The sequence below is a fragment of the Streptomyces sp. NPDC003023 genome (genome assembly GCF_042888225.1).
GTDB lineage: Bacteria > Actinomycetota > Actinomycetes > Streptomycetales > Streptomycetaceae > Streptomyces.
The window spans coordinates 277,739-297,301 of record NZ_JBIAPL010000002.1 but is presented as its reverse complement, the minus strand read 5'-3'; the positions used below and the strand labels follow the sequence as shown (position 1 = coordinate 297,301).

18 protein-coding genes and 5 pseudogenes are annotated in these 19,563 nt (G+C 65.5%); 14 read left to right on the top strand and 9 right to left on the bottom strand.

The window, feature by feature from the left end:
- The first annotated feature begins 41 nt into the window (after positions 1–41).
- Both ACFYV1_RS09615 and ACFYV1_RS09610 read left to right on the top strand, forming a co-directional pair.
- Positions 42–557 (top strand): pyridoxamine 5'-phosphate oxidase family protein, encoded by a 516-nt coding sequence (locus tag ACFYV1_RS09615; protein WP_389394868.1) that lies wholly within the window; start codon positions 42–44, stop codon positions 555–557.
- A 28-nt stretch (positions 558–585) separates the two neighbouring features.
- A complete protein-coding gene (locus ACFYV1_RS09610) occupies positions 586–1,017 on the top strand; it encodes a VOC family protein (protein ID WP_389394867.1) in 432 nt (143 codons plus the stop codon).
- Here the strand turns inward: ACFYV1_RS09610 and ACFYV1_RS09605 are convergent, their stop codons facing one another.
- From ACFYV1_RS09605 to ACFYV1_RS09595, 3 genes are all read right to left on the bottom strand, one after another.
- Positions 1,018–1,395, bottom strand: coding sequence for a DUF4180 domain-containing protein (locus tag ACFYV1_RS09605; protein ID WP_389394866.1), 378 nt, complete (start codon positions 1,393–1,395; stop codon positions 1,018–1,020).
- Positions 1,396–1,401: 6 nt separating this feature from the next.
- Positions 1,402–1,827 carry a helix-turn-helix domain-containing protein gene (locus ACFYV1_RS09600; protein ID WP_389394865.1) on the bottom strand — a complete coding sequence of 142 codons (426 nt, stop codon included), beginning with the start codon at positions 1,825–1,827 and terminating at the stop codon, positions 1,402–1,404.
- A gap of 215 nt (positions 1,828–2,042) precedes the next feature.
- Entirely contained in the window at positions 2,043–3,263 is a 1,221-nt protein-coding gene (locus tag ACFYV1_RS09595) for a hypothetical protein (RefSeq protein ID WP_389394864.1), read from the bottom strand.
- A 108-nt stretch (positions 3,264–3,371) separates the two neighbouring features.
- On the opposite strand from ACFYV1_RS09595, the pseudogene ACFYV1_RS09590 reads away from it, so the two are divergent.
- The 4 genes and pseudogenes from ACFYV1_RS09590 to ACFYV1_RS09575 form a co-directional block, all read left to right on the top strand.
- Positions 3,372–3,620, top strand: a pseudogene (locus ACFYV1_RS09590) (tyrosine-type recombinase/integrase); the annotation flags it as partial.
- Between the two features lie 916 nt (positions 3,621–4,536).
- Entirely contained in the window at positions 4,537–5,256 is a 720-nt protein-coding gene (locus tag ACFYV1_RS09585; RefSeq protein ID WP_389394863.1) for a hypothetical protein, read from the top strand.
- Positions 5,168–6,214 carry a DNRLRE domain-containing protein gene (locus tag ACFYV1_RS09580; RefSeq protein ID WP_389394862.1) on the top strand — a complete coding sequence of 349 codons (1,047 nt, stop codon included), beginning with the start codon at positions 5,168–5,170 and terminating at the stop codon, positions 6,212–6,214. The genes ACFYV1_RS09585 and ACFYV1_RS09580 overlap by 89 nt, the downstream gene beginning before the upstream one ends.
- Entirely contained in the window at positions 6,207–6,839 is a 633-nt protein-coding gene (locus ACFYV1_RS09575) for an FG-GAP repeat domain-containing protein (protein WP_389394861.1), read from the top strand. The genes ACFYV1_RS09580 and ACFYV1_RS09575 overlap by 8 nt, the downstream gene beginning before the upstream one ends.
- A gap of 124 nt (positions 6,840–6,963) precedes the next feature.
- Here the strand turns inward: ACFYV1_RS09575 and ACFYV1_RS09570 are convergent.
- Positions 6,964–7,374: pseudogene (locus tag ACFYV1_RS09570) on the bottom strand (ATP-binding protein); the annotation flags it as partial.
- 130 nt (positions 7,375–7,504) lie between these two features.
- On the opposite strand from ACFYV1_RS09570, the gene ACFYV1_RS09565 reads away from it, so the two are divergent.
- Positions 7,505–8,338 carry a helix-turn-helix transcriptional regulator gene (locus ACFYV1_RS09565; RefSeq protein WP_389394860.1) on the top strand — a complete coding sequence of 278 codons (834 nt, stop codon included), beginning with the start codon at positions 7,505–7,507 and terminating at the stop codon, positions 8,336–8,338.
- Positions 8,335–8,529: a DUF397 domain-containing protein gene (locus tag ACFYV1_RS09560; protein WP_389394859.1), complete on the top strand. Its 195-nt coding sequence runs from the start codon at positions 8,335–8,337 to the stop codon at positions 8,527–8,529. Before ACFYV1_RS09565 ends, ACFYV1_RS09560 begins: the two co-directional genes overlap by 4 nt.
- Before the next feature lie 113 nt (positions 8,530–8,642).
- Here ACFYV1_RS09560 and ACFYV1_RS09555 read toward each other — a convergent pair whose 3' ends face one another.
- Positions 8,643–9,212, bottom strand: coding sequence for a CGNR zinc finger domain-containing protein (locus ACFYV1_RS09555; protein WP_389394858.1), 570 nt, complete (start codon positions 9,210–9,212; stop codon positions 8,643–8,645).
- Positions 9,213–9,298: 86 nt separating this feature from the next.
- On the opposite strand from ACFYV1_RS09555, the gene ACFYV1_RS09550 reads away from it, so the two are divergent.
- Positions 9,299–10,186: an alpha/beta fold hydrolase gene (locus tag ACFYV1_RS09550; RefSeq protein WP_389394857.1), complete on the top strand. Its 888-nt coding sequence runs from the start codon at positions 9,299–9,301 to the stop codon at positions 10,184–10,186.
- Between the two features lie 121 nt (positions 10,187–10,307).
- On the opposite strand, the gene ACFYV1_RS09545 is transcribed toward ACFYV1_RS09550, so the two are convergent.
- The 3 genes from ACFYV1_RS09545 to ACFYV1_RS09535 all read right to left on the bottom strand — a co-directional run bounded on the left by ACFYV1_RS09545 (position 10,308) and on the right by ACFYV1_RS09535 (position 12,438).
- Positions 10,308–10,517: an antitoxin gene (locus ACFYV1_RS09545; RefSeq protein WP_389394856.1), complete on the bottom strand. Its 210-nt coding sequence runs from the start codon at positions 10,515–10,517 to the stop codon at positions 10,308–10,310.
- A 173-nt stretch (positions 10,518–10,690) separates the two neighbouring features.
- Entirely contained in the window at positions 10,691–11,320 is a 630-nt protein-coding gene (locus tag ACFYV1_RS09540; protein ID WP_389394855.1) for a response regulator, read from the bottom strand.
- Positions 11,308–12,438 carry a sensor histidine kinase gene (locus ACFYV1_RS09535; protein WP_389394854.1) on the bottom strand — a complete coding sequence of 377 codons (1,131 nt, stop codon included), beginning with the start codon at positions 12,436–12,438 and terminating at the stop codon, positions 11,308–11,310. The genes ACFYV1_RS09540 and ACFYV1_RS09535 overlap by 13 nt, the downstream gene beginning before the upstream one ends.
- A gap of 170 nt (positions 12,439–12,608) precedes the next feature.
- Here ACFYV1_RS09535 and ACFYV1_RS09530 point away from each other — a divergent pair, with 170 nt between their 5' ends.
- On the top strand, positions 12,609–13,181 hold the full coding sequence (locus ACFYV1_RS09530) for an RICIN domain-containing protein (protein ID WP_389394853.1): 573 nt from the start codon (positions 12,609–12,611) through the stop codon (positions 13,179–13,181).
- A 174-nt stretch (positions 13,182–13,355) separates the two neighbouring features.
- On the opposite strand, the pseudogene ACFYV1_RS09525 reads toward ACFYV1_RS09530, so the two are convergent.
- Positions 13,356–13,442, bottom strand: a pseudogene (locus tag ACFYV1_RS09525) (glutamine synthetase); the annotation flags it as partial.
- Between the two features lie 559 nt (positions 13,443–14,001).
- Between ACFYV1_RS09525 and ACFYV1_RS09520 the strand changes: the two are divergent.
- The 4 genes and pseudogenes from ACFYV1_RS09520 to ACFYV1_RS09505 form a co-directional block, all read left to right on the top strand.
- Positions 14,002–17,322, top strand: a complete 3,321-nt coding sequence (locus ACFYV1_RS09520; protein WP_389395272.1) for a dsDNA nuclease domain-containing protein — start codon at positions 14,002–14,004, stop codon at positions 17,320–17,322.
- 55 nt (positions 17,323–17,377) lie between these two features.
- Positions 17,378–18,207: pseudogene (locus ACFYV1_RS09515) on the top strand (IS5 family transposase).
- 134 nt (positions 18,208–18,341) lie between these two features.
- Positions 18,342–18,800, top strand: a complete 459-nt coding sequence (locus ACFYV1_RS09510) for an SMI1/KNR4 family protein (RefSeq protein ID WP_389395271.1) — start codon at positions 18,342–18,344, stop codon at positions 18,798–18,800.
- A 92-nt stretch (positions 18,801–18,892) separates the two neighbouring features.
- Positions 18,893–19,534 (top strand): annotated as a pseudogene (locus ACFYV1_RS09505) (site-specific integrase); the annotation flags it as partial.
- Positions 19,535–19,563 lie beyond the last annotated feature (29 nt).

Genomic DNA, 19,563 nt, shown 5'->3' with positions numbered 1-19,563 from the left:
CCCATTGGCCGACCGGCACGCGATGCGAGAGGACCCGCGCCATGCGGCAGACCCAGCCCCTGTCCGAACTCGACACCCGCTTCAGCGACCCACAGGCTTCGGCGGCCGACTGGTCCGCCGCGGCCGCCCAGCTCCGCGACGCCGAGGTCTTCTGGCTGACGACCGTGCGACCGGACGGTCGCCCGCACGTCACTCCGCTGATCGCCGTCTGGCACGACGACGCCCTGCACTTCTGCACGGGAGCCGGTGAACGCAAGGCGAAGAACCTACGGGAGAACCGCGAGGTGATCCTCACCACCGGTGTCCCCTCGCTGAACGAGGGGACGGACGTGGTCGTCGAGGGCGAGGCCGTCAGGGTGACCGACGAGCCGACGCTGCGCGCCCTGGCGGAGCAGTACGTGGCGAAGTACGGTCCGGACTGGACATTCGCGGTCCGGGGCGGCGTGTTCGTGCACGACGCGGGCGAGGCACTGGTATTCCGGGTGGCGCCGCGCACGGCGTTCGGCTTCGCGAAGGGCACCTCGTTCGGCCAGACCCGCTGGCGCTTCACACACTGAGCCACGACCCGGTGAAAGGAACCACCCTGTGGAACTGACCCTCGAAGTCGTCCCGGTCCCGGTCACGGACATGGACCGTTCGAAGACCTTCTACGCACAAGCCTGCGGCTTCAAGGTCGACCTCGACTCGGAGGTCGCCCCCGGTATGCGAATCATCCAGCTGACCCCGCCGGGCTCGCGCTGCTCCATCGCCCTGATGAGCGGCATGCCCGAGCACCCCGAGCAGCCCATGATGGCCCCCGGCACCCTCCACGGTCTGCAGCTCTGCGTCACGGACATCGCGAAGGCCCACTCCGAGCTGATGTCGCGCGGAGTCCCGGTGACCTCGATCCAGCACGTGGGCGCGACGGGCTGGGAGGAGGGCACGGGCGAGGAGTGGAACTCGTTCATGTTCTTCAAGGACCCGGACGGCAACAGCTGGTGCGTCCAGGAGGCGCCGGCACCGCTGTCGCAGCGCTGATCAACCGGACGGGGTCCCCGCGAGCCGCGCGCGCAGCGCGTCCATGTCGGGGGCGAAGCACAGTTGCGTTCCCCGGTTGGACTCACGGACGAAGTCGCGCAGCGCGGTGCCGGACTCCAGATGGCGGGAAATGTCCCCGACGACGGCGAGTTTCATCCGGTAGTTGGCGAACTTCTGGACGATGTCGCCCGCGACGCGGGTGCGCAGCCGGAAGAAGTCGTCGGTGAGCCGCTCGACGGGGACCACGACCCAGGAGGCGCCCTGGTACATCCCCTCCCCTATGACGTCGGTCGCGTCCCGCTCGTCACGCAGCGGGGCGCCGTCGGCCGCGCACATGAGAACGGTTGTGTCGCCGAGGCGCTCGATCCGGTCGGGCATGTGCGATCACACTTCCTTGATCAGAGTGTCGATGACCTTCAGCAGGTCAGCGGTGGTGTCGAGGCCGCCCAGAACGATGATCTTCAGGGCGGCCCGTTCCTCGTCGTAGACCGTCTCGACCCGCAGCGGATCCCCGCCCCCACCGTCGCGCCGGCCGCCGACCACGGCCATGACCGTGTTGCTCAGGCGGATCGTCGCCTCGCGGTCGATCGCGTCGATCTGCACGATCGTGGACGCCTCCGCATGCCGGACCGACCGCGCGGGCGGGGCCACCGGACCGCCGGTGAACGCCTCCAGGTCCTCCCGCGCGATCCGGTACTGCTTGCCGATCCGGGTCGCCTTGAGCCGCCCTTCCCGTACGTACGTCCGCACGGTCCTGACATGCAGATCCAGCAACCCCGCCACCTGCTCCACCGAGTAGAACTGCTGCACCCGCGCTCCCGTAGCCGCCCTGGAATACCCTTTCCTCACCTGACCCTACAGGCTTCAGGTCCAGTTACGGCACAATGGGGAACACTGTGCCTGCGCCTACCTCCGCAGCCCGGGCTCCCGCCACCGTGACGCGCGTGTCCCGCGACGCCCTCACGCATGTGGCAACCCGACCTCCGACGGCCGTCTCTCGACCAGCCGTTGCCGGTGGCCCGCCTTCAGCTGCCCTTCGCCGACTCGTCGAAGAACCTGACGATCTGCGGCAGGGCTTGCCGCACCGTTCCGTTGTGGTCGTAGTCGCCGACGTCGGTCAGCCGGTGTGCGGCACCGTTTCTCGTCAACTGGTCGGCACAGTAGGTCGCGTGACTGAAGTCGACGTCCCTGTCGCCCCTGCTGTGGAAGATCTCCACCGGTACGTTCGGCCGCCAGTCGCACGTGTTGTCCATCGGGCGCAGTTTCTCCTTCAGGACACCTTCGGGGTGGCGGATCTTGTTCAGGAAGTCCTCGGTGAACAGGTCCTTGGAGGCCGCCGGGAGTTCGCTGACGATCTGCCCGGCAGTGTGATAGCCGTCAAAGAGACCCTCCACCTTGCTGTCGTAGGGAGAGCGGAAGACGTCGCCGGGTGACGTGTAGATGCCATACGCCTTGTTCCAGGCGGTAACGAAGTAGGCGAGATAGATACCGGATTTGGCGACCTTGTCGTCGGCCGCGGCGGCCTCGAAGGCCGAGAGGTTGTAGGGGCCGCTGACCGGGGCGAGTGCCCCCGGCCTGAAGTAGCCTTCGCCGCCCTCCTGCTGCAGCTCCCGGCCCAGCAGCATGGTCGCCGGCCCGCCCTGCGAGAACCCGCTGACTTGAACCTTCCGCTTCAGCTCCCGGCCCTTCCGGTGAGCAAGGGTCCGGGCCGCGCGCAGGCCGTCCACCGAGGCCGCGACGGTGGCCCGAGGGTCACCGTAGGGGTGGAACCCTTCGCCCGAGCCGAGGCCGATGTAGTCGGGCGCCGAAACGGCCCGCCCGGTCGAGGCGAACAACAGGGCGACGAGCCGGTCGTTCGACTTCGGATTCTCCGAGGCGACGTCCTTGCGGTAGACGGTGGTGCCGTGCAACCAGGAAACGGTGGACAGATGGCGCGCCCCACTCTTGGGAAGGACGACGAGCTGGCTCGCGACCGTTGGGGCGCCCGCGCTGTCAGTGGTGCGGTAGGTGACCCGATAGGCAGTCACGCCGTAGCGCACCTGGGACGAGTCGATCTTTCCCTGAAGTTCCCCGGCCACTTCCTCCGCGGTGAGGTCGGCCGCCTGCTCGACGGAGACGACGGCCCCGCCGTGTGCCCGATCGCCGTGGGAACCGGCCGTCGCCGAGGCCGGGGCCTGCAGGGCGGACACACTGCCGAGGGCCGCCGCAGCAGCCAGTATCCGGAGCTTTGTTCGCGGTGAAGTCATGCACGGATCATGTCCGTCGGCCGCTTGGCCAGGACATGGAGCGAGCCCCCGACCTCAACGGGGGAAGGCCCCCTCGGGGCTCGGCCCGGCCATCGCCGTACGGCCGGGCCGGCCGGCCTCCGCCGCATCCGCTTCCACGACCTCCGACATTCGACCGCCACCCTGCTATTGGAACAAGGCGTCGAACTCGTCGTGATCAAGGAACTCCTCGGCCACGCTCACATCGGCGTCACCGCCGGCATCTACACCCACGTCCGGCTCCGCCTCCAACGCAAAGCCATCGACGCCCTGAACGGCGCCCTCGGTCCTGTCAACGACAACCCCGACGGGCCACTCGCCGCGGCAGGCGTCCGCTGACGTTGCCGTCACCCAAACGGCATGAGGCCCTCCCGAGGAGTTCGGGAGGGCCTCGTTTCAACAGCTACGAGACTTCCGCCAGCCATTCCGAGTCGCCGGTCGAGAACGCAACCGGTGAATCCCTGTTCGAGACAGTATTCGGGCTGGAGGATTCAGCTCGGATGAATCCTTCGGCCCCAGCTCAGATGGCGCCCTGGGGAAACCCGTAGTGATGACCTCCCCGCCGAAAAACTCTCCAGGCTTCCATGCGGCCCGAACAGTCAGGAAAGACCTCGATTCGAAAACGAGGTTCCCAACCCACAGCGAGATGTCCGGAGTCGCCGAAGGCCACCTCCGACACGGCCGGTCGAAGCCGCTCGAAGATCCCATTCAACGTCGCGGCCCGTGAATCATAGACGGTCCTGAACTGTTCAAATGATTCCGCACCCGCTCCCTGTTGCGGGTACCTCATGTCGCGAGACCCCAGAATCACCTTCCCTTCCTGCAAGATCCGGAAAGGACACTGTATGTGGAAATTGATCACGTCGCCACGAAGCCCGGCAAACTCAACCACACCCAAGTCTGCAGCCCTACCGACAGAGTGAACTTTCGCGCCCTGGAGGAGTCGTTGGATCTCAGCCATCTGATCGTTAACAGCCACCGAACAACCCCTTTCCCTCTTCTACGATTCGGTGATAGCCGTACCCCCTGCCCAGTGATTCTATCGTGCAGGGATCGACGCTCTGCGGGCGTTATCTCCCGACCGAGGCTTCGTTGGATCTCGCGCAGCGCATCCTTGAATTCCTTGTTCTCTTCCTGGTTTCCTCGCGGCGCATGGTAGCCGTCGTCATCGAGATCACCCGAGTCCCAGTTCTTCTTGAGATTCTCGAGCTCTTCCTCCCAGTCGAATCCACTGTCATTGTGCACGAGCACTGGCGTGGTCGTCGCGGAGCGCACCGACGACTCGACCACCTATGCCCGGCCGGACGGCATGTTCCGGATGCGAAAGCACAGCGACACGATTCCCGCCAAGGTCGACGGGGCCTGGAAGCCGATCGACACCACACTGCGACGTGTTGAGGGTGGCTACGCGCCGAAGGCGGTCAACGACCCGCTTCTGTTCAGCGCCGGTTCAGCCGGATCCGAACGCGCCTCCCGCGACCTCACTCGCTCACGTCTGGGCGCGGCACCGTTGAGCGCTTCGGAGGACGGCTGGAGCGACCTCGTCCGCCTGGCCACCGGCGGTCATGAGATCGTCGTCCGCTGGCCCGGCGCCCTCCCCGCCCCGGTGGTGAGCGGAAGCCGCGCTCTCTACGAAGGCGTTCGCCCCGGTATCGACCTGCTCCTCACGGCCCGCTACGGCGGCTACTCGCACGTCCTCATCGTCCACAACCGCGAAGCCGCCAACGATCCACTTCTCGGCGCGCTCAACTACCGGCTTTCGTCGCCCGACTTGGTTTTCCATCTCGACAAGACGTCGACGGCCGTCAGTGCCGTCGACGCCAACGGCAAGGAAGTCACCTTCGCGCCCACACCTTATCTGTGGGACTCGGCAGGCGAGCCGAGCGTTGGGCGAGGACGATCCGACGCCTTCTTCCTCTCCTGGAAATGCCCTCGGCCTACCGGGACTGGCAGGTCCACAGCCCGGCAGTCATGACGAGGTACTGGGCGCCTCCCTCCAGACGGGAATTCTCGCCCTCACCGTCGACCGAAAAGGGCTGGACGACCCGGATACCGTCTACCCCCTCTTCATCGACCCCTCCTTCAGGGGACGCAAGCTGAACTGGACGCTGCTCTACAGCAAGTACCCGAGCTCCAGTTTCCACAACGGCCAGAACTTCAACGACGGCACCAACGAAGCGCGCGTCGGATACGAATCCACCTCTGGTGGCCTGTCACGGTCCGTCTTCAACTTTGAGATAGGTTCGGGGATACACGGGGCCAAAATTCATTCGGCCTACTTCCGGGCACTTCAGACGTACTCCTGGGGATGCTCGTCCCGACAGTACAATCTGCATCTCACCAGCCCGGTTTCCAGTTCCAACACCTGGAACAACCAGCCGACTTGGGGCGAAACCGCGACCAGCGCAACCAACGGCTACGGCTACAAATCCGTCACATGCCCGGACAGGTGGATCGGCCTGAACATCCAATCCGTGGCACAACGAGCGGCAACCAGTTCATGGACCATACTCGCGCTGGGGCTGCGCGCAGCGAACGAAAGCGACACCAACGCGTGGAAGAAGTTCCAGGCGAACGGTGAAAGCGCTCCCTACGTCGAGATCGTCTACAACCACCCGCCGGACGAACCCCGCCGGGACGCCATGAAGATCGAACCCGGCGGCGTGTGCGATGTGGAAGAGCCGTACATGACGGTCGGCAAGAGCGATCTCAGGTTCAGCGGAACCGGCCGGGACAGGGACGGCGACCTGCAGTCGCTGCACTTCAAGATATGGGCCACGGACAACACCAAGGTCGTGCTCGACAAGACGCTCGACGTCAACAGCAACGGTGCGGCCTCCACTCTGATCCCGCGGCAGCCCTGCCCTGATCGGCCATGCCACCGATTGGCACCCGGGAGACGGCATAACCGATCTCCTGGCCCGGATGCCTGAAGGCAAGCTCTACCTCCATCCGGGCGACGGCTACGGCAGCTATGACGTCACCGCGCGCCTGGAAGTACTGCTTCCGGAGGGTGCCCCGGACCCTGCCGCCCTCACCCAGATCGTGGCCACGGAAGATGTCACTGGAGACGGCAAGCCCGACGCCGTTGCCCTGGCCGGCCAGGAACTCTGGGCATTCACCGGATATTCGGGCGCCAGCTTCAGCAAGGCGCAGCTCATCGGTATCGGTGGCTGGGCAAGCTACGACGTGATCAGTGTGCGTGACATCAGCGGCGACGGCCTGGTGGACCTCCTCATACGCGGACCCGACCCGGACCGGGGCCTCTTGCTCCGCAAGGGCAAGCCCGCCACAGGGAGAGGCGTCGACTTCACCTCGTTCGCCAACCCGACCTCCGGTGCCGGTGGAGCAGAAGTCGTCTACGGCACCGGCGGGTGGGGCCGCAGCGCATTCCCGATGATGCTCGGCACTCCCCACGTGACAGGAGACGGCGTACCCGACTTCTGGGGTGTCATGGCCGACGGGACACTCCAGCTCTACCAGGGTGGGCGGACCACTCACGGAACGCGGACGCTCGTCGGTGAAGGCGGGTGGACCAGCCTCAAGACTCTCGGCTGAACCCAGTGATGCACGAGGTGCCCCTCCCGATCACCGGCAGGGGCACCGTCGTCTCAGCGGCGGTGCCGAGAGGGGCCGGGACGGGGACTTCCTGAGCCTGTTCCGGTTCAACCGGCGCCGATGGGTCGATCTCCGCCCAGACCGTCTTACGGGGTACGGGCCCCGCGTCCACGCCCCACCGGTCGGCCAGCGCCTCCACGATGACCAGCCCGCGTCCCGAGACGGCGTCGGGCCCGGTCCGCCCGCCGCTCACCGGCAGTCGGTCGCCGCGCGAGTCGGCCACCTCGATCCGTACGACGCCGGTGGCGTCGAGGCGCACGCTCAGCCGGAAGTCCCGGCCGGGTACGCGCCCATGGGTCGCGGCGTTGGCGGCGAGTTCCGCGACGATCTGCTCGGCGGCCTCGTACGGCCTTCCCCAGTCCGCGAGTTGCGCGACAGTCAGCCGCCGCGCGAGCCGCGCGCCGCGCCGTGTCGCGGAGAGCAGGACGGTGAAGTGCCGGACGGTGGTGCCATTTCGGGTGATTTCCTGGTTCACGTCACTCAGCGTGTCCGGACGGTGCCTACGCTGAACAGGGGTACCGCCGGGACGCGCTACCTCTGTCCGGGTGCGGTCGGCCGGTGTCCGGACCGGCCGCCCCGTTCACCGATCCCGAAGGTGACATCACATGGACGATGCAGCATCACGAGTTCCTGACGACGAGTCCGCCGCTGTTCTCAAGATGGTCGGCCGTCAGGTCAAGGCATGGCGCGAGCGGGCCGGGCTGCGCCAGAGCGAGTTGGGCGCAGCAATCGGATACGGGGAGGAACAGGTTTCTTCCGTCGAGCGCGGTCGGCGCGTGCCCAGCCCGGAGTTCCTCGACAAGGCGGACGAGGTCCTCGACGCAGGCGGGATCGTCGCCGCCATGAAGAAGGACGTGGCCGAGGCCAGATACCCGAAGAATGTCCGCAATTTGGCCAAGCTCGAGGCCGAGGCAGTGGAACTCGCGGCGTACACGAGCCAGTCGGTGCACGCCCTGCTGCAGACCGAGGAATACGCGCGGGCGCTCTACCGGTCGCGGCGGCCCTTGCTCACCGAGGACGTGATCGAGCGGGAAGTCGCCGCCCGCATGGCGCGTCAGGAGATCGTGGACAGTACCAGGACCCTGCCGGTATTCAGTTTCGTTCACGACGAGGCAACACTGCGCCGCCCTCTCGGCGGCCGGACGGTGCACCGTGCGCAGCTCGAACGTCTGCAGGCAGTCGCGGAGTTCAGAAACGTGGAGATGCAGGTTCTGCCGACAGATCTCGAGGACCACGCCGGACTCAGCGGCGGCTTCCGCATCTTCAAACTGCGCAGCGGCAACACCCTTGGCTACACAGAGGTGTTGCAGGTCACTCGTCTCTTCTCCGAGCCGAGGGAGGTGCAGCTCCTGGAGATGCATTATGGAAGCATCCGGGCGCAGGCTCTCACCCCACGGGAGTCGATGCACTTCATCGAGAAGGTGCTGAGGGAGACATGAGCGTTCAGCTGACGAAGCTGGAATGGTTCAAGAGCAGTCACAGCAGCGGCGAGCCGGACTCAGACTGCGTCGAGGTCGCGACGAGCCCCGCCACCGTCCATGTCCGCGACTCCAAGGACACGGCCGTCCCCGGCCTGGCCCTCGGCCCCGCGGCCTGGACCGCGTTCGTCGACTACGCGGCCGAGCGCTGAGAGTACGGCTCCGCCGCCACAGGCGGCTGCCTTTCGAGCAGCGCGGCTCGGGCCCGCTCGGCCCGCTCGTGGACGGGTAGGCCGGGTCGGCCGAAGCACGTCGCTTGACGTCATCATGTCTTGTGGCGCTGGTAGTAGCGGGCGACGCGTGCACGGTTGCCGCACCGGTCGGGCGCGCACCAGCGCCGACGAGGGTGGGCGGGCAGGAAGACCATCACGCAGTCCTCGTTCTCGCACTGCCGGATCCTGCTCGCCTCGCCGAGCAGGTCGGCGGCGTCCTCGGCGAACCGTGCCGCCAATTGCGCACCGATGCTCCCCGTCCGGAGGAAGGCGGCGGTGACCGCGGTGCCGTCCCGGGCGAGACGGCGGACGGCCGGTGCGGCGGCCAGCGCCCGGTTGAGCCCGTCGATGTCCCCCGCGGAGAGCTCTTTCCCCTCCATCCCGGCGCGCACGGCGGCGGCGATGTGTTCCCGCACGGCGTGCACTGCGGCCAGGTCCTGCTCGTCGAGTGTCGCCCGCGCGGCCGCCTGAGCCTCGGGAAGCCGGTCGGCCTGGAGTGCCAGCCAGGAGCGCATGCCCGCGAGGTCCCCCAGGTGGTCGACGGGCCCGTCGGCGCCGCGTGCGCGGGTGTTCACCAGGTCGAGGGCCGGCGGTTCACCGGTCAGCGGCACGGAATCGCTCATGGGCCTAACTCTACATTCCCTGTTTGACCCATTAGGCAGGGCCGGGTTAGAACTAATGGGTCTTTCAGTCGAGGAGGCATGTGAACATGCAGATTCCCGTTGCACCCCGAACCCTCCACCGCACAGTCGACGTCGACGGCGTGCGGGTCTTCTACCGTGAGTCGATCCCGACCCGGCCCGACGCGCCGGTCCTGCTGCTCCTGCACGGATTCCCTTCGGCGTCACATCAGTTCAGGCGTCTCATCGACACGCTCGGTGCGCGGTACCGGCTGATCGCCCCCGACTATCCGGGGTTCGGACACACCACGGCGCCGGACGGGTTCCGCTTCACGTTCGACCGCCTCGCCGAGACCGTCGAGGGGTTCGTCGAGCGGCTCGGCCTGACCCGGTTCGTGATGTACGTCTTCGATTTCGGCGCCCCCGTCGGCTTCCGGCTGGCCGCCCGTCACCCCGAGCGGGTGGCCGGCCTGGTCGTCCAGAACGGCAATGCCTACGAAGCGGGCCTGTCGGCGGGCGCCCGCGACTTCATCGGTCTGCGCCCCGGAACCCCCGGCGCCGAGAACACCGTCAGGGCGCTGCTGACCCTGGCCGGCACACGCAGCCAGTACGAGGGCGGCACCTCCCGCCCCGAGCTCGTCTCCCCCGACGGCTGGACCCTGGACCAGCACTTCCTGGACCTGCCGGGCCGCAAGGACGCCCAGGTCGCGCTCGCCTTCGACTACCGCAGCAACGTGGAGCAGTACCCGCGGTGGCAGGCCTGGCTGCGCAAGCACACGCCGCCGACGCTGATCACCTGGGGTCGCAACGACCCCTTCTTCCCCGAGCCCGGCGCCCGCGCCTATCTGCGGGATCTCCCCGACGCCGAGCTCCATCTCTTCGACACGGGACACTTCGCCCTGGAGGAGAACCTGCCGGAGATCGCGCCGCTGATCGCCGGCTTCCTCGACCGCACATGGGTGCGCGGCACGGCGTAGGGCCGTGCCGCGCGTGGTCCGGCGCCTCGTCGGCACCGGCTCACACCAGGTCACGACATACGGCGGCCCGGGCCGGGGGCGTTGCCCACCGGGCCGGGCCGGGCCGTTCACACGGGACGGGTCACTGGGGCGGCTCGTCGCGGCGTTCCGTCCCACCGGTGCGACCACCGCCGCCGTACTGGTCCCTCAGCTTTTCCTGGGCGGTGTCCACGTGGCGGCTGTACTTGCCCTGAGTCCTGCCGTCCACGAAGTCGCCGGCCTTCTCGATGCCCTGGCTCGTCTGATCAGGGTGGCCTTTCAGCATGTTCTTGAGCTTGTCCATCATGGACATGGGGTCGTCCTCCTTGACGCAGGGTCCCCCGCCCCTCCACTGTCACCGCCCTGGGCGCGTTTCGCATCCGCACGGGGCGTTTCACCAAGGACGCAACCTGCTCCTGTTCGGCATCTCGCCATGTCACCGCCACGACCACCGACGGCCCGCCCCGCGAGGGGACAGGACCTCGCCTAGGCCCAGCCGTCCTCGCGTACGCGGTGTGCCAGGTCGATTTTCGTGAAGGTGGGCCTGCCGGCCTGCTGGTACTTGTCCTTGACCCGGTCCAGGTAGTACTTGGCCGTGTGCGGGCTGATCCCCGTGCGGCGTGCGGTGGCTTTGAGGGTGAGGCCGGAGGCGTAGGCGAGCAGGATCTCGATCTCCTTGGGCGACAGGTGCGGGCGGGCCGGGCCTTCGTCGTGGGCCCACGCGAAGGCCAGCTCCGGCGAGTGCACCGTGCCACCCCCGGCGACCTCACCGACAGCCCGTACCAGTGTCGGCAGATCGTGGTCCTTGGTCAGATAGCCGTCCGCGCCGGCCGTGATGGCGTCGACGATCTGTCTTCGGTCCGCCACCGTGCTGATGACCAGCACTCGTGCGCCCGTCTCCCGCAGCCGCCGGATGTTGTCGGCCGGGACGGACTCGTCCCGTAGCAACAGGTCGAGGAGGACGACGTCGAACCGCCCCTCGGCGGCGAGCAGCCCGTCCACCGTGTCGGACGTCGTCCCAAGGCGCAGGCCCGGAGTGCTGCCCAGCCACACCTGGAGCCCGTCTGTCAGCATCCGATCGTCGTCGACGACGGCCACCTCGATCACGCCGGCCATCGCAGCTCCACCCGCGTGCCCTCCCCGGGCGCGCTGTCGACGTCGGCCGTACCACCCGCCTCCTGCATCCGCCCGTGCACCGAACACCGCAGGCCGAAACCTTTCGCCTCGACCTCGGGGTCGAATCCCGCACCTCGGTCGACGATGGTCACCACGAGGGCGTGACCTTGCGCCTTCGGCCGACCTGTCACGGTGACGTACGCGTGCGATGTGCCGGAGTGGCGCAGCACGTTGTTCAGCGCCTCCGTGGTGGCGTCGGCAAGAGCGGCGGCGGCGCGGGCCGGTATCTCCGGCACCGCGTGGTACTGGGCGCTGATCCGCAGCCCGAGGCTCTCCGCCGACCGCACGGCACGCTCCAGCGCCGCCGCCGTACCCGGCGCGGGAGCGCCGTCGGCCTGCTGCTGGACGAGCCGCCGCAGATACGCGGCCTCCCTGGCGCACCGTTCCCGCAGGGGCTCCGCCCCGGGGTCCGCCCGGCCGCTCGCGATCGCGGTCAGCGTGGCAAGCACAGTGTCGTGCAGCGCCCGGTGATGGGCGATCCGCTCGGCAAGCTGGGCCCGGCGGGCCTCAGCCGTGAGCGCCTGCGCTGTTGCCGCGTCCAGCAGGGAGCCCTGGCGACGCAGATACCACCAGAAGACGGCCGCCAGCACGGCCGAGAAGACGATCGAGTTGAGGTTGCCCGCCACGACCCCGGCCTCCGCGCCGGTCAGCCGGTAGCCGACCGCATGGACCAGGCACAGGCCGACCACGATGCCCACCACCGTCCAACGGGTGAACGCCACCGCCGCAACCGCGCTCGCCGAGCCTCCCAGCATCATCACCCACGCGACCTCTGCGGTCGTGGCGTCACCGGAACCCGCGACGAACGGCAGCACCCCGCCGACCACGACGACGTCGGCCACCGCCGGCCCGGCCTCGAACCAGCCGCGTCGCCTCGCCGCACCGAACACCGCGGCACTGCCCACCAGCGCCACCCCGAGCGCCGCCCACGCCAACGGCCGTCCCCGCTGGTGCTGGGCGACCGCGACCACGCCGGCCGCCAGATGGCTGGCCCGGTACAGCGCCGTGGCCAGGACCATGAACCGCTGTGCCCGCTGAAGCCCCGATCCCAAGCTCACCGCGCGCCTCCCCAGTACACGCCGTCAAGCCGCACGCAACCCCCCTGAACCGGCGGTACTGCCGCTCACCCGTCCCCGCTAGCTTCAGGTCGGCACCTCCGGCGACGAGCCATCAGATCATCGCCGGCATCACCATGCACGCCGAAATCCGGACAGAGAAGGAAGCCACAGTGGCTCGAACCGCTCGCGCAGGAATCCTGGTCGCCGCCCTGGCGTCCCTGCTGGCCGTGCTGATGCCCGGCACGGCCAACGCCGCCGACCCGCCGATCAGTTACACGACCTCACTGAGGAACGCCTCGATCTACGAGATGCGTGCCTCCTACTCGTGGCAGTGCATGGACGTGCGCGGCGGGTCCACCAGCCCGGGTGCGATCATTCAGCGCTACGACTGCAACGGCAAGCTTCATCAGCGCTTCTACTTCACGCCGAGCGGTACACCGGGGCTGTTCACCATCGGGACCCTGGGCCGGTACTGCATCGGCGCCAACCTCACGGCCGGCCCCGACTACTACAAGACGGTCGTGACCGGCTACTGCCAGGGCCCGGGCCAGCTGTTCCGCTGGGTCGACCAGGGCAACAACCACTGGGAGATCGTCGAGGCGCAGTCGGGCCTCTGCCTGCACGACACCGGCCGCCGCAACCCGGTGGAACTCCGCCCCTGCGGCAACATCACCGAGCCGTACCCGAGCCTGTGGACGCCCCGCTACCACCGGCAGTACGACTACGGCAGCATCTGGGGCTGACCGACGAGGAGAGTGCCGAGGGCGGGCCGGAACATTCTTCCGGCCCGCCCTTTCGGTGCCTCGGCGCGCAAGGGATCTGCCGTGGCGCCGCAACCCCGAAGCTCGGCGAGGTACCGACGCACGCGCGAGGCACTGGCGTGTACATGGGCAAGGTCAGCGGCCCTCAGATGCCCGCTACAGCACCGGCAGGGACTTGCGCAGCTCGAAGGCGGTGACCTCGGAGCGGTACTCCTCCCACTCCTGCTTCTTGTTGCGCAGGAAGTGACGAGACGCTGAGGTCACCTCAGCTCCAGTTGAAACAAGCACTTGAGATCGTCTCCCACGTGGTGGTTGTTGGGTAGCTGTGGCTAACGATGGCAGCCCTGGGACGGCCCACAGACGGCCCAGCCCTGTCCCTTTCGGGTGGGACGCACGCATGTACAACCCACGTGCCGGAGGAATTCCAGACGAGCGCGTCGTGCTCAGGACCGACGCTGACTATCCGCAGCGATCACCCGCCTCGCGCCCACGCCCAAGCGCTGGCGCTGGCGCACGAGACTACCCACGCACCGCTGCCCCATCAGCCGACCAGTGCGGGTGCGCGGAGCATCTTGGTATGCCGCTTGCCTGCCGCGCAGGCCCGTAGTGCATGGCCTCAACTTTCGGAGGATCGCCCGCGTAAGGGCCACGCTGATGCCTCGGGCCTCCATGGCCGCCTGAGACTTCGCAACCTCTCTTCGGTCCCCGCCCCCGCTGTGAGACTCTACGTTGCGTAGCAGCTCGCGCACTGGGAGGCATCGTGCAATCTGGAGACGTATCCAGCCTGGCCAAATCCCTAACGATGGAACCGGTCGAAGACTCGGGCAGTGATACAGCTTCGCGATACAACTTCCAGCACCAGTGTGCAGCACGACACTGTTTTGCCATGCTTAACGATGCAACTCTGACTTCCATAATTTGCGAATGGCATGTGGATTACATCCTTACGTACAAGAACGGAGAAACCCATCTTGTCTCCGTCAAGCATCGCGAGCCAGCCCTGGGGCCCTGGCCGCTAGGGGAACTTTGGGGGAAAGGGGGCCTGAACACTCTTTATGAACGCTGGCAAGTCTCTCCGGAAGTAAAATGCCGACTCGTAACCAACGGGTTCATGAAAACAGGGAAAGGGAACGCGCGGGATTTCTGTGACGCCTTGAGCGCACAGAACGTGGACGACTACGTGGAGATCTGCAGCGAGAAGCTGAAGTGCACAGCCGAAATCGCCAAGCAATTCCTTCTTGCACTTCGCATCGAGTTTGGGATTGCCGATAGAGTAACGCTTCGGGCGGATCAGATCATTAACACGGTAGAGCCCGCGTTGCGAAATTCAGACCTAGCCGACATTAATCCGGCTCGCGCTTGGGATGCCGTAGTGGGACTCGTCGCCACAAAGTCACGGGATCAAGATAATCGCCAATTTTCATCTATAGACTTCGCACAGCCAGATGCACTGGACACTGCCACACTCACCTCGAACAAAGTACTACGGAGGACGATCCACCGCGTCGACGTAGTCGCCACCATTACCGAACCCTCTAGCCCGACCCGCGCACCTGACGCGCCCACCAATCTATGGGTCCGAGAGCCAAGCAGCGTATTCATAGGACGTAACCAAGAGCTAGAAGAGATCGAATCTTTTCTAGCTGCCGAGTCCACGAGCAGTCCCGCACTGGCCGTGCTGGGAATGAGCGGGGTAGGGAAGAGCGAAGTCGTCGCTCAGTACGCTTGGCAGCATAAAGACTCATTTGAGTTTTCCTGGTGGATTAGGGCTGAGTCTTGGGAATCCATGATCTCTGACCTGACCCTCCTCGCCGATGAGCTTGGCATTCCGGCACCTGACTCGGAATCGGGTATCCGAAGGATCAAGCAATTCTTCCGGGAGAAGCACGGATTGATCCTTCTGGATAACGCTCCGGCAGATCCCAGAATTATCGGCTTCCTCCCTAAGACGGCTGCCACGCGCTTCCTGGTTTCTAGTGTTGACCAGGGGTGGGCGGCACACCTGACCGCTGTGCAACTCGCCCCCTTGTCGAAAGACGACGCCGGACTGCTGCTTTCGGAGCTGCTTCAGGAGCATTCGACCGATGAGCTTGTGCCGCTGAATGAGGCACTAAAGGGACTCCCTCTAGCAATTAGGCAGGCTGCCGGCTACATCAAGACTTCGAACATATCTCTGGCAAAATACTCTGCGATGGTGCAGGCAAGGGCCAAAGATCTGATGAGAAGATCGGCACCACTAGAACATATTGGCCTGAGTGCGGCAATGTCCATCACACTCGAAACGCTACGGGATAAGTACCCGGACGCCCTCAAAGTGCTCCACGCGCTTTCATATCTTTCCCCTCACTTTTTCCCATCAGCCCTGTTTCTGATGACGCCGACCCTCGATCCTGAAAGCCCGGAAGACCAAAGCAGCAATCTCAGATTTGAAGTCGACGAGAGTGCGGCTGCGGAACTGGAAGGGATATCTCCTGAAGCTGTCAGCCTTCTAGAAAAGCTCAAGGATGAGCTGTCACTTTCCGACGCGATTGGAGACCTTAGAAGATTCTCAATCGCAGATTGCCGATCAGACGACGTTGCTATCCATGCCCTGACGCAAGGAATCGTCCGGCAATCGCTTGACCATGCGGAGGCAAACTCCGGCATTGAAGTCGCTACGGCACTTCTCAATAAAGTGGCCATTCTGCCTGCTCTGGATTCAAAGTACTGGCCGCATTATCGATACATGATGCCGCACTTCGAAGCCCTCATTGATCATCTTGAGACGAGGGACGTGCTGCCTGCTAGTCGGCTCATGTTCTACGGGGCAATCGCGATGCACGCGAGCGCGAGAGGAGGCATAGAACTATGTCTCGTGAACGCCAAAAAGGCCGTTACTGCCGTTGAATTGCTCGACGACGCCAGCATCCAAACGGCTATCTTCGCGCGCACCCTCCTCGTCGATGCCCTTACGCGCGCAGACCGGTGGGACGAGGCGCTGCGAACAGCTGATGAGGGGATCAAACTCTCCGCGAGCTCCTCAGTGGATACGACTTCGATTGCCGTGTTGCACTCGAAGAAGGCTGCGGTGCTGCACCTACAGGGGAAACTGAAAGAAGCGCTGAAAGAGTTTGACAAGATTGAAGAAGCAATAGAATCAATTGAAAACTCAGAGACCACCGTGATCAGAAGGGTCATTAAAGCCAATCGAGCCAACCTTCGCAGGGAAAGCGGAGACGCTCGTGGAGCAGCTGCTGATTATGAAGCCATGATCGCCGATTATCCATCCGATGGCACTAAGAACGGATTGGCGACTCTCTACAGCAACCTATGCCTCGCGTACCTAGATGCCACCGACTATACGAGAGCTTTGACCGCGGCACAGGAAGCCCTTGAGATTGACTTTGCGGATTCAGACGGCATCCATCTAGATGCGGCGAGGGACTGGAATAATGCTGGCCTCGCACTTCTGGAGCTCCAAAATACAGGTGAAGCGAAGAAAGCTTTCATGGCATCGCTCGAAGTTCACGAGAGGTTGGGCGGAGAGAGAACCACCCTTTACCTCATCGCTCTCATGAACCTCGGTCGAGCGCAACTAGCCGAGGGTGACGCAGAAGCTTCAAGGAAAACCTTGGAAAAGACCCTGCGCATCCAGGAAGAGATCATCGGTGCTGATCATCGAGAAGTCGCTGCTACCCTGGCCAACCTTGCAGTCGCCTATACGGTTCTGGGCTTGTTCGGCAACGCTTCCAAAGCGGCGTTCCGAGCTCTACGAATCGACGTCGGTGTCTACGGCGAGGGTCATCCAGAGTTGCTTGCCGACTATAACAACCTGGCGGGCGCATTGATGCTGGCCGGGAATCCAAAGGCGGCTCTTAAGTGGCTAAACAAGGCGCTTGAGATCGCGAAAGAGACTTTTGGCGCTGAAAGCTTCAGGGTTGCTCAGTGTCTTGAGAAGGTCGCAGTATGCACGTACCAGATTGGTGAGCGCAAGGCCGCAATTTCACTCATGTCAGAAACCATCAGGATTTATACCGCCACGGCCGGGCACGGTAGCGACCAGTCACTTATCTGTCGAGAGCTCCACAAGCAGATGCTAGAGGGACGAAACGCTTTGGTAATTGGGGGCGCTGACGCGCCCTAACAGCGCCTAACACAATGAGGTGGGCAGGCAGTGACGGCCGTGTCCGGGGCGAGGGGTGAGCGTTCGACCCTGTGTGGGGACGTCACCGTGGATCGTGTCGGATGAGCTCTGGGGCCGCTTGGAGCCGTTGCTGCCACAGCGCGAGCGACGCTGTCGGTATCCCGGCCGCAAGCCGCTGCCGGATCGGGAGGTGCTCTGCGGGATCCTGTACGTGCTGCACACCGGAGTGCAGTGGGAGCATCTGCCTCAAGAGCTCGGCTTCGGCTCCGGCATGACGTGCTGGCGCAGATTGCGGGACTGGAACGAGGCCGGCGTCTGGCAACGCTTGCATGAGGTCCTGCTGGCCGAGCTCAACGCGGCCTCCCGGGTGGACTGGTCCCGCTGCGTGGTCGACTCCTCGCACGTCAGGGCGCTAAAAGGGGGAGCCACACGGGCCCGTCGCCGGTCGACCGTGGGCGGGCTGGCTCGAAACACCACCTCATCACCGACGGACACGGCACTCCGCTCGCGGTCCTGTTGACTGGCGGCAACCGCAACGACGTTACCCAGCTCCTGCCCTTACTCGACGCGGTTCCGCCTGTCCGGGGCCGCGTCGGACGGCCGCGCCGCAAGCCCGACTCGCTGTTCGCAGACCGCGGCTATGACCATGACGTCTACCGTGATCAGGTCCGAGCTCGTGGCATCATCCCGGCGATCGCCCGGCGAGGAACACGGCACGGCACTGGCCTGGGCACTTACCGGTGGGTGGTCGAGAGGACGTTTGCCTGGCTGCACGGCTTCCGGCGCCTGCGCATCCGTTGGGAACGCCGGGCCGACATGCACGAAGCCTTCCTCAAACTTGCCTGCTGCCTCATCACCCATCGACAGCTCAGGGCATTGCGCTGACCTTCAACGCAGGATTGCCGGGCGCGTATGGATGTCCGCAGCTCGTGCCATGATCCGGAATCATGAGTGACCGTTCGCTTTCGCCCGCCTGGCTGACCTCGTGGACCAGCAGGGTCTCGGAGACCCTGAAGGCAATGACAGACGAGTTCGAGCGCCGGCACGGCTTTCCCCCAGGAGCCAATGAGGTTCGGCTGGCCGACCACGCCGACCAAGTCGCGGCTCGCATGCTTGCCCAGGTCAGCAACATGCCTGCCGACCTGGGCACCTTTTACGACAGCATCGGCGACGTCACCTGGGCGGATGTTGGCAACGGCTACTTCGTCGACCCGGCAGCCGATGTCCTGCTCCGGTTCCAGCAGGACGGAGCTGTCGGTGTCGGCGCGGATCAGAAGGACGGTGGCCTGGTCATCGGCTCGAACGGTGGCGGCCTGTCCTATTTTGCTAGCCCTGGCGGAGTGATCTACCGGACGCGAACTGTGCCCTTGGACGAACTCGAGCTCGACCAGGTGGCCGATGACCTACGGCAGTTTCTCGAGCTGCTGGAGCAATCCCTGACACGGTTCGTCGCCGATGGCGAGCCGGGATGCCTGTAGCCGGTGGCCCAGCAGTTCATTGTGTTAGCTGCTGTAAGGCGTAACCGACTAGAATCACGTCACATGCAGTTCAAAGCGGCCTCGGAAGCCGCGTTGACCTCGGAGCGGGGTGCGGTCTCCGTCAGGGCGAGATCTTTGGCCTCGCGGACGACCAGGTCAGGTTCGACACGGGCTGGCTGCACGTCGCGTGCCAGGTGAAGGTGGCGAACGGGCACCTCGTCTTCGGACCGCCGAAGCGCAACAAGGTCAGGGATGTGCCACTCCCCGACCGCGTTGCGCACGTCCTGAAGGGACACATGGAGCGGTTCCCGCCGGTCGCTGTCAGTCTCCCGTGGCTCCGACCGGATGGCCCGCTCGTGACAAAGCACCTGCTGTTCACCCGCATCGACGGAGGCGGAGCCGTGCGGCGCACGGACTTCAACACGCGGGTGTGGAAGCCCGCGCTCGTGGCCGCCGGCGTCATCCCGGAGCCGTCGGCCGGCGAGCGTCACCAGGCCGCCCGTGAGCACGGGATGCATGCGCTCCGGCACTTCTACGCGTCGGTTCTTCTGGACGCCGGCGAGAACGTGAAGGCGCTGAGCACGTACCTCGGACACAGCGACCCGGGGTTCACCCTGCGCGTCTATACGCACCTGATGCCGAGCAGCGACGGCCGGGCGCGACAGGCCGTGGACACCATGTACGAGGCCGCCTCTCCCACACCCGACGGCCCACAGACGGCCCAGGGAGGCTGAGACGCCTCCGGGCCGACGGTCGGTGACCG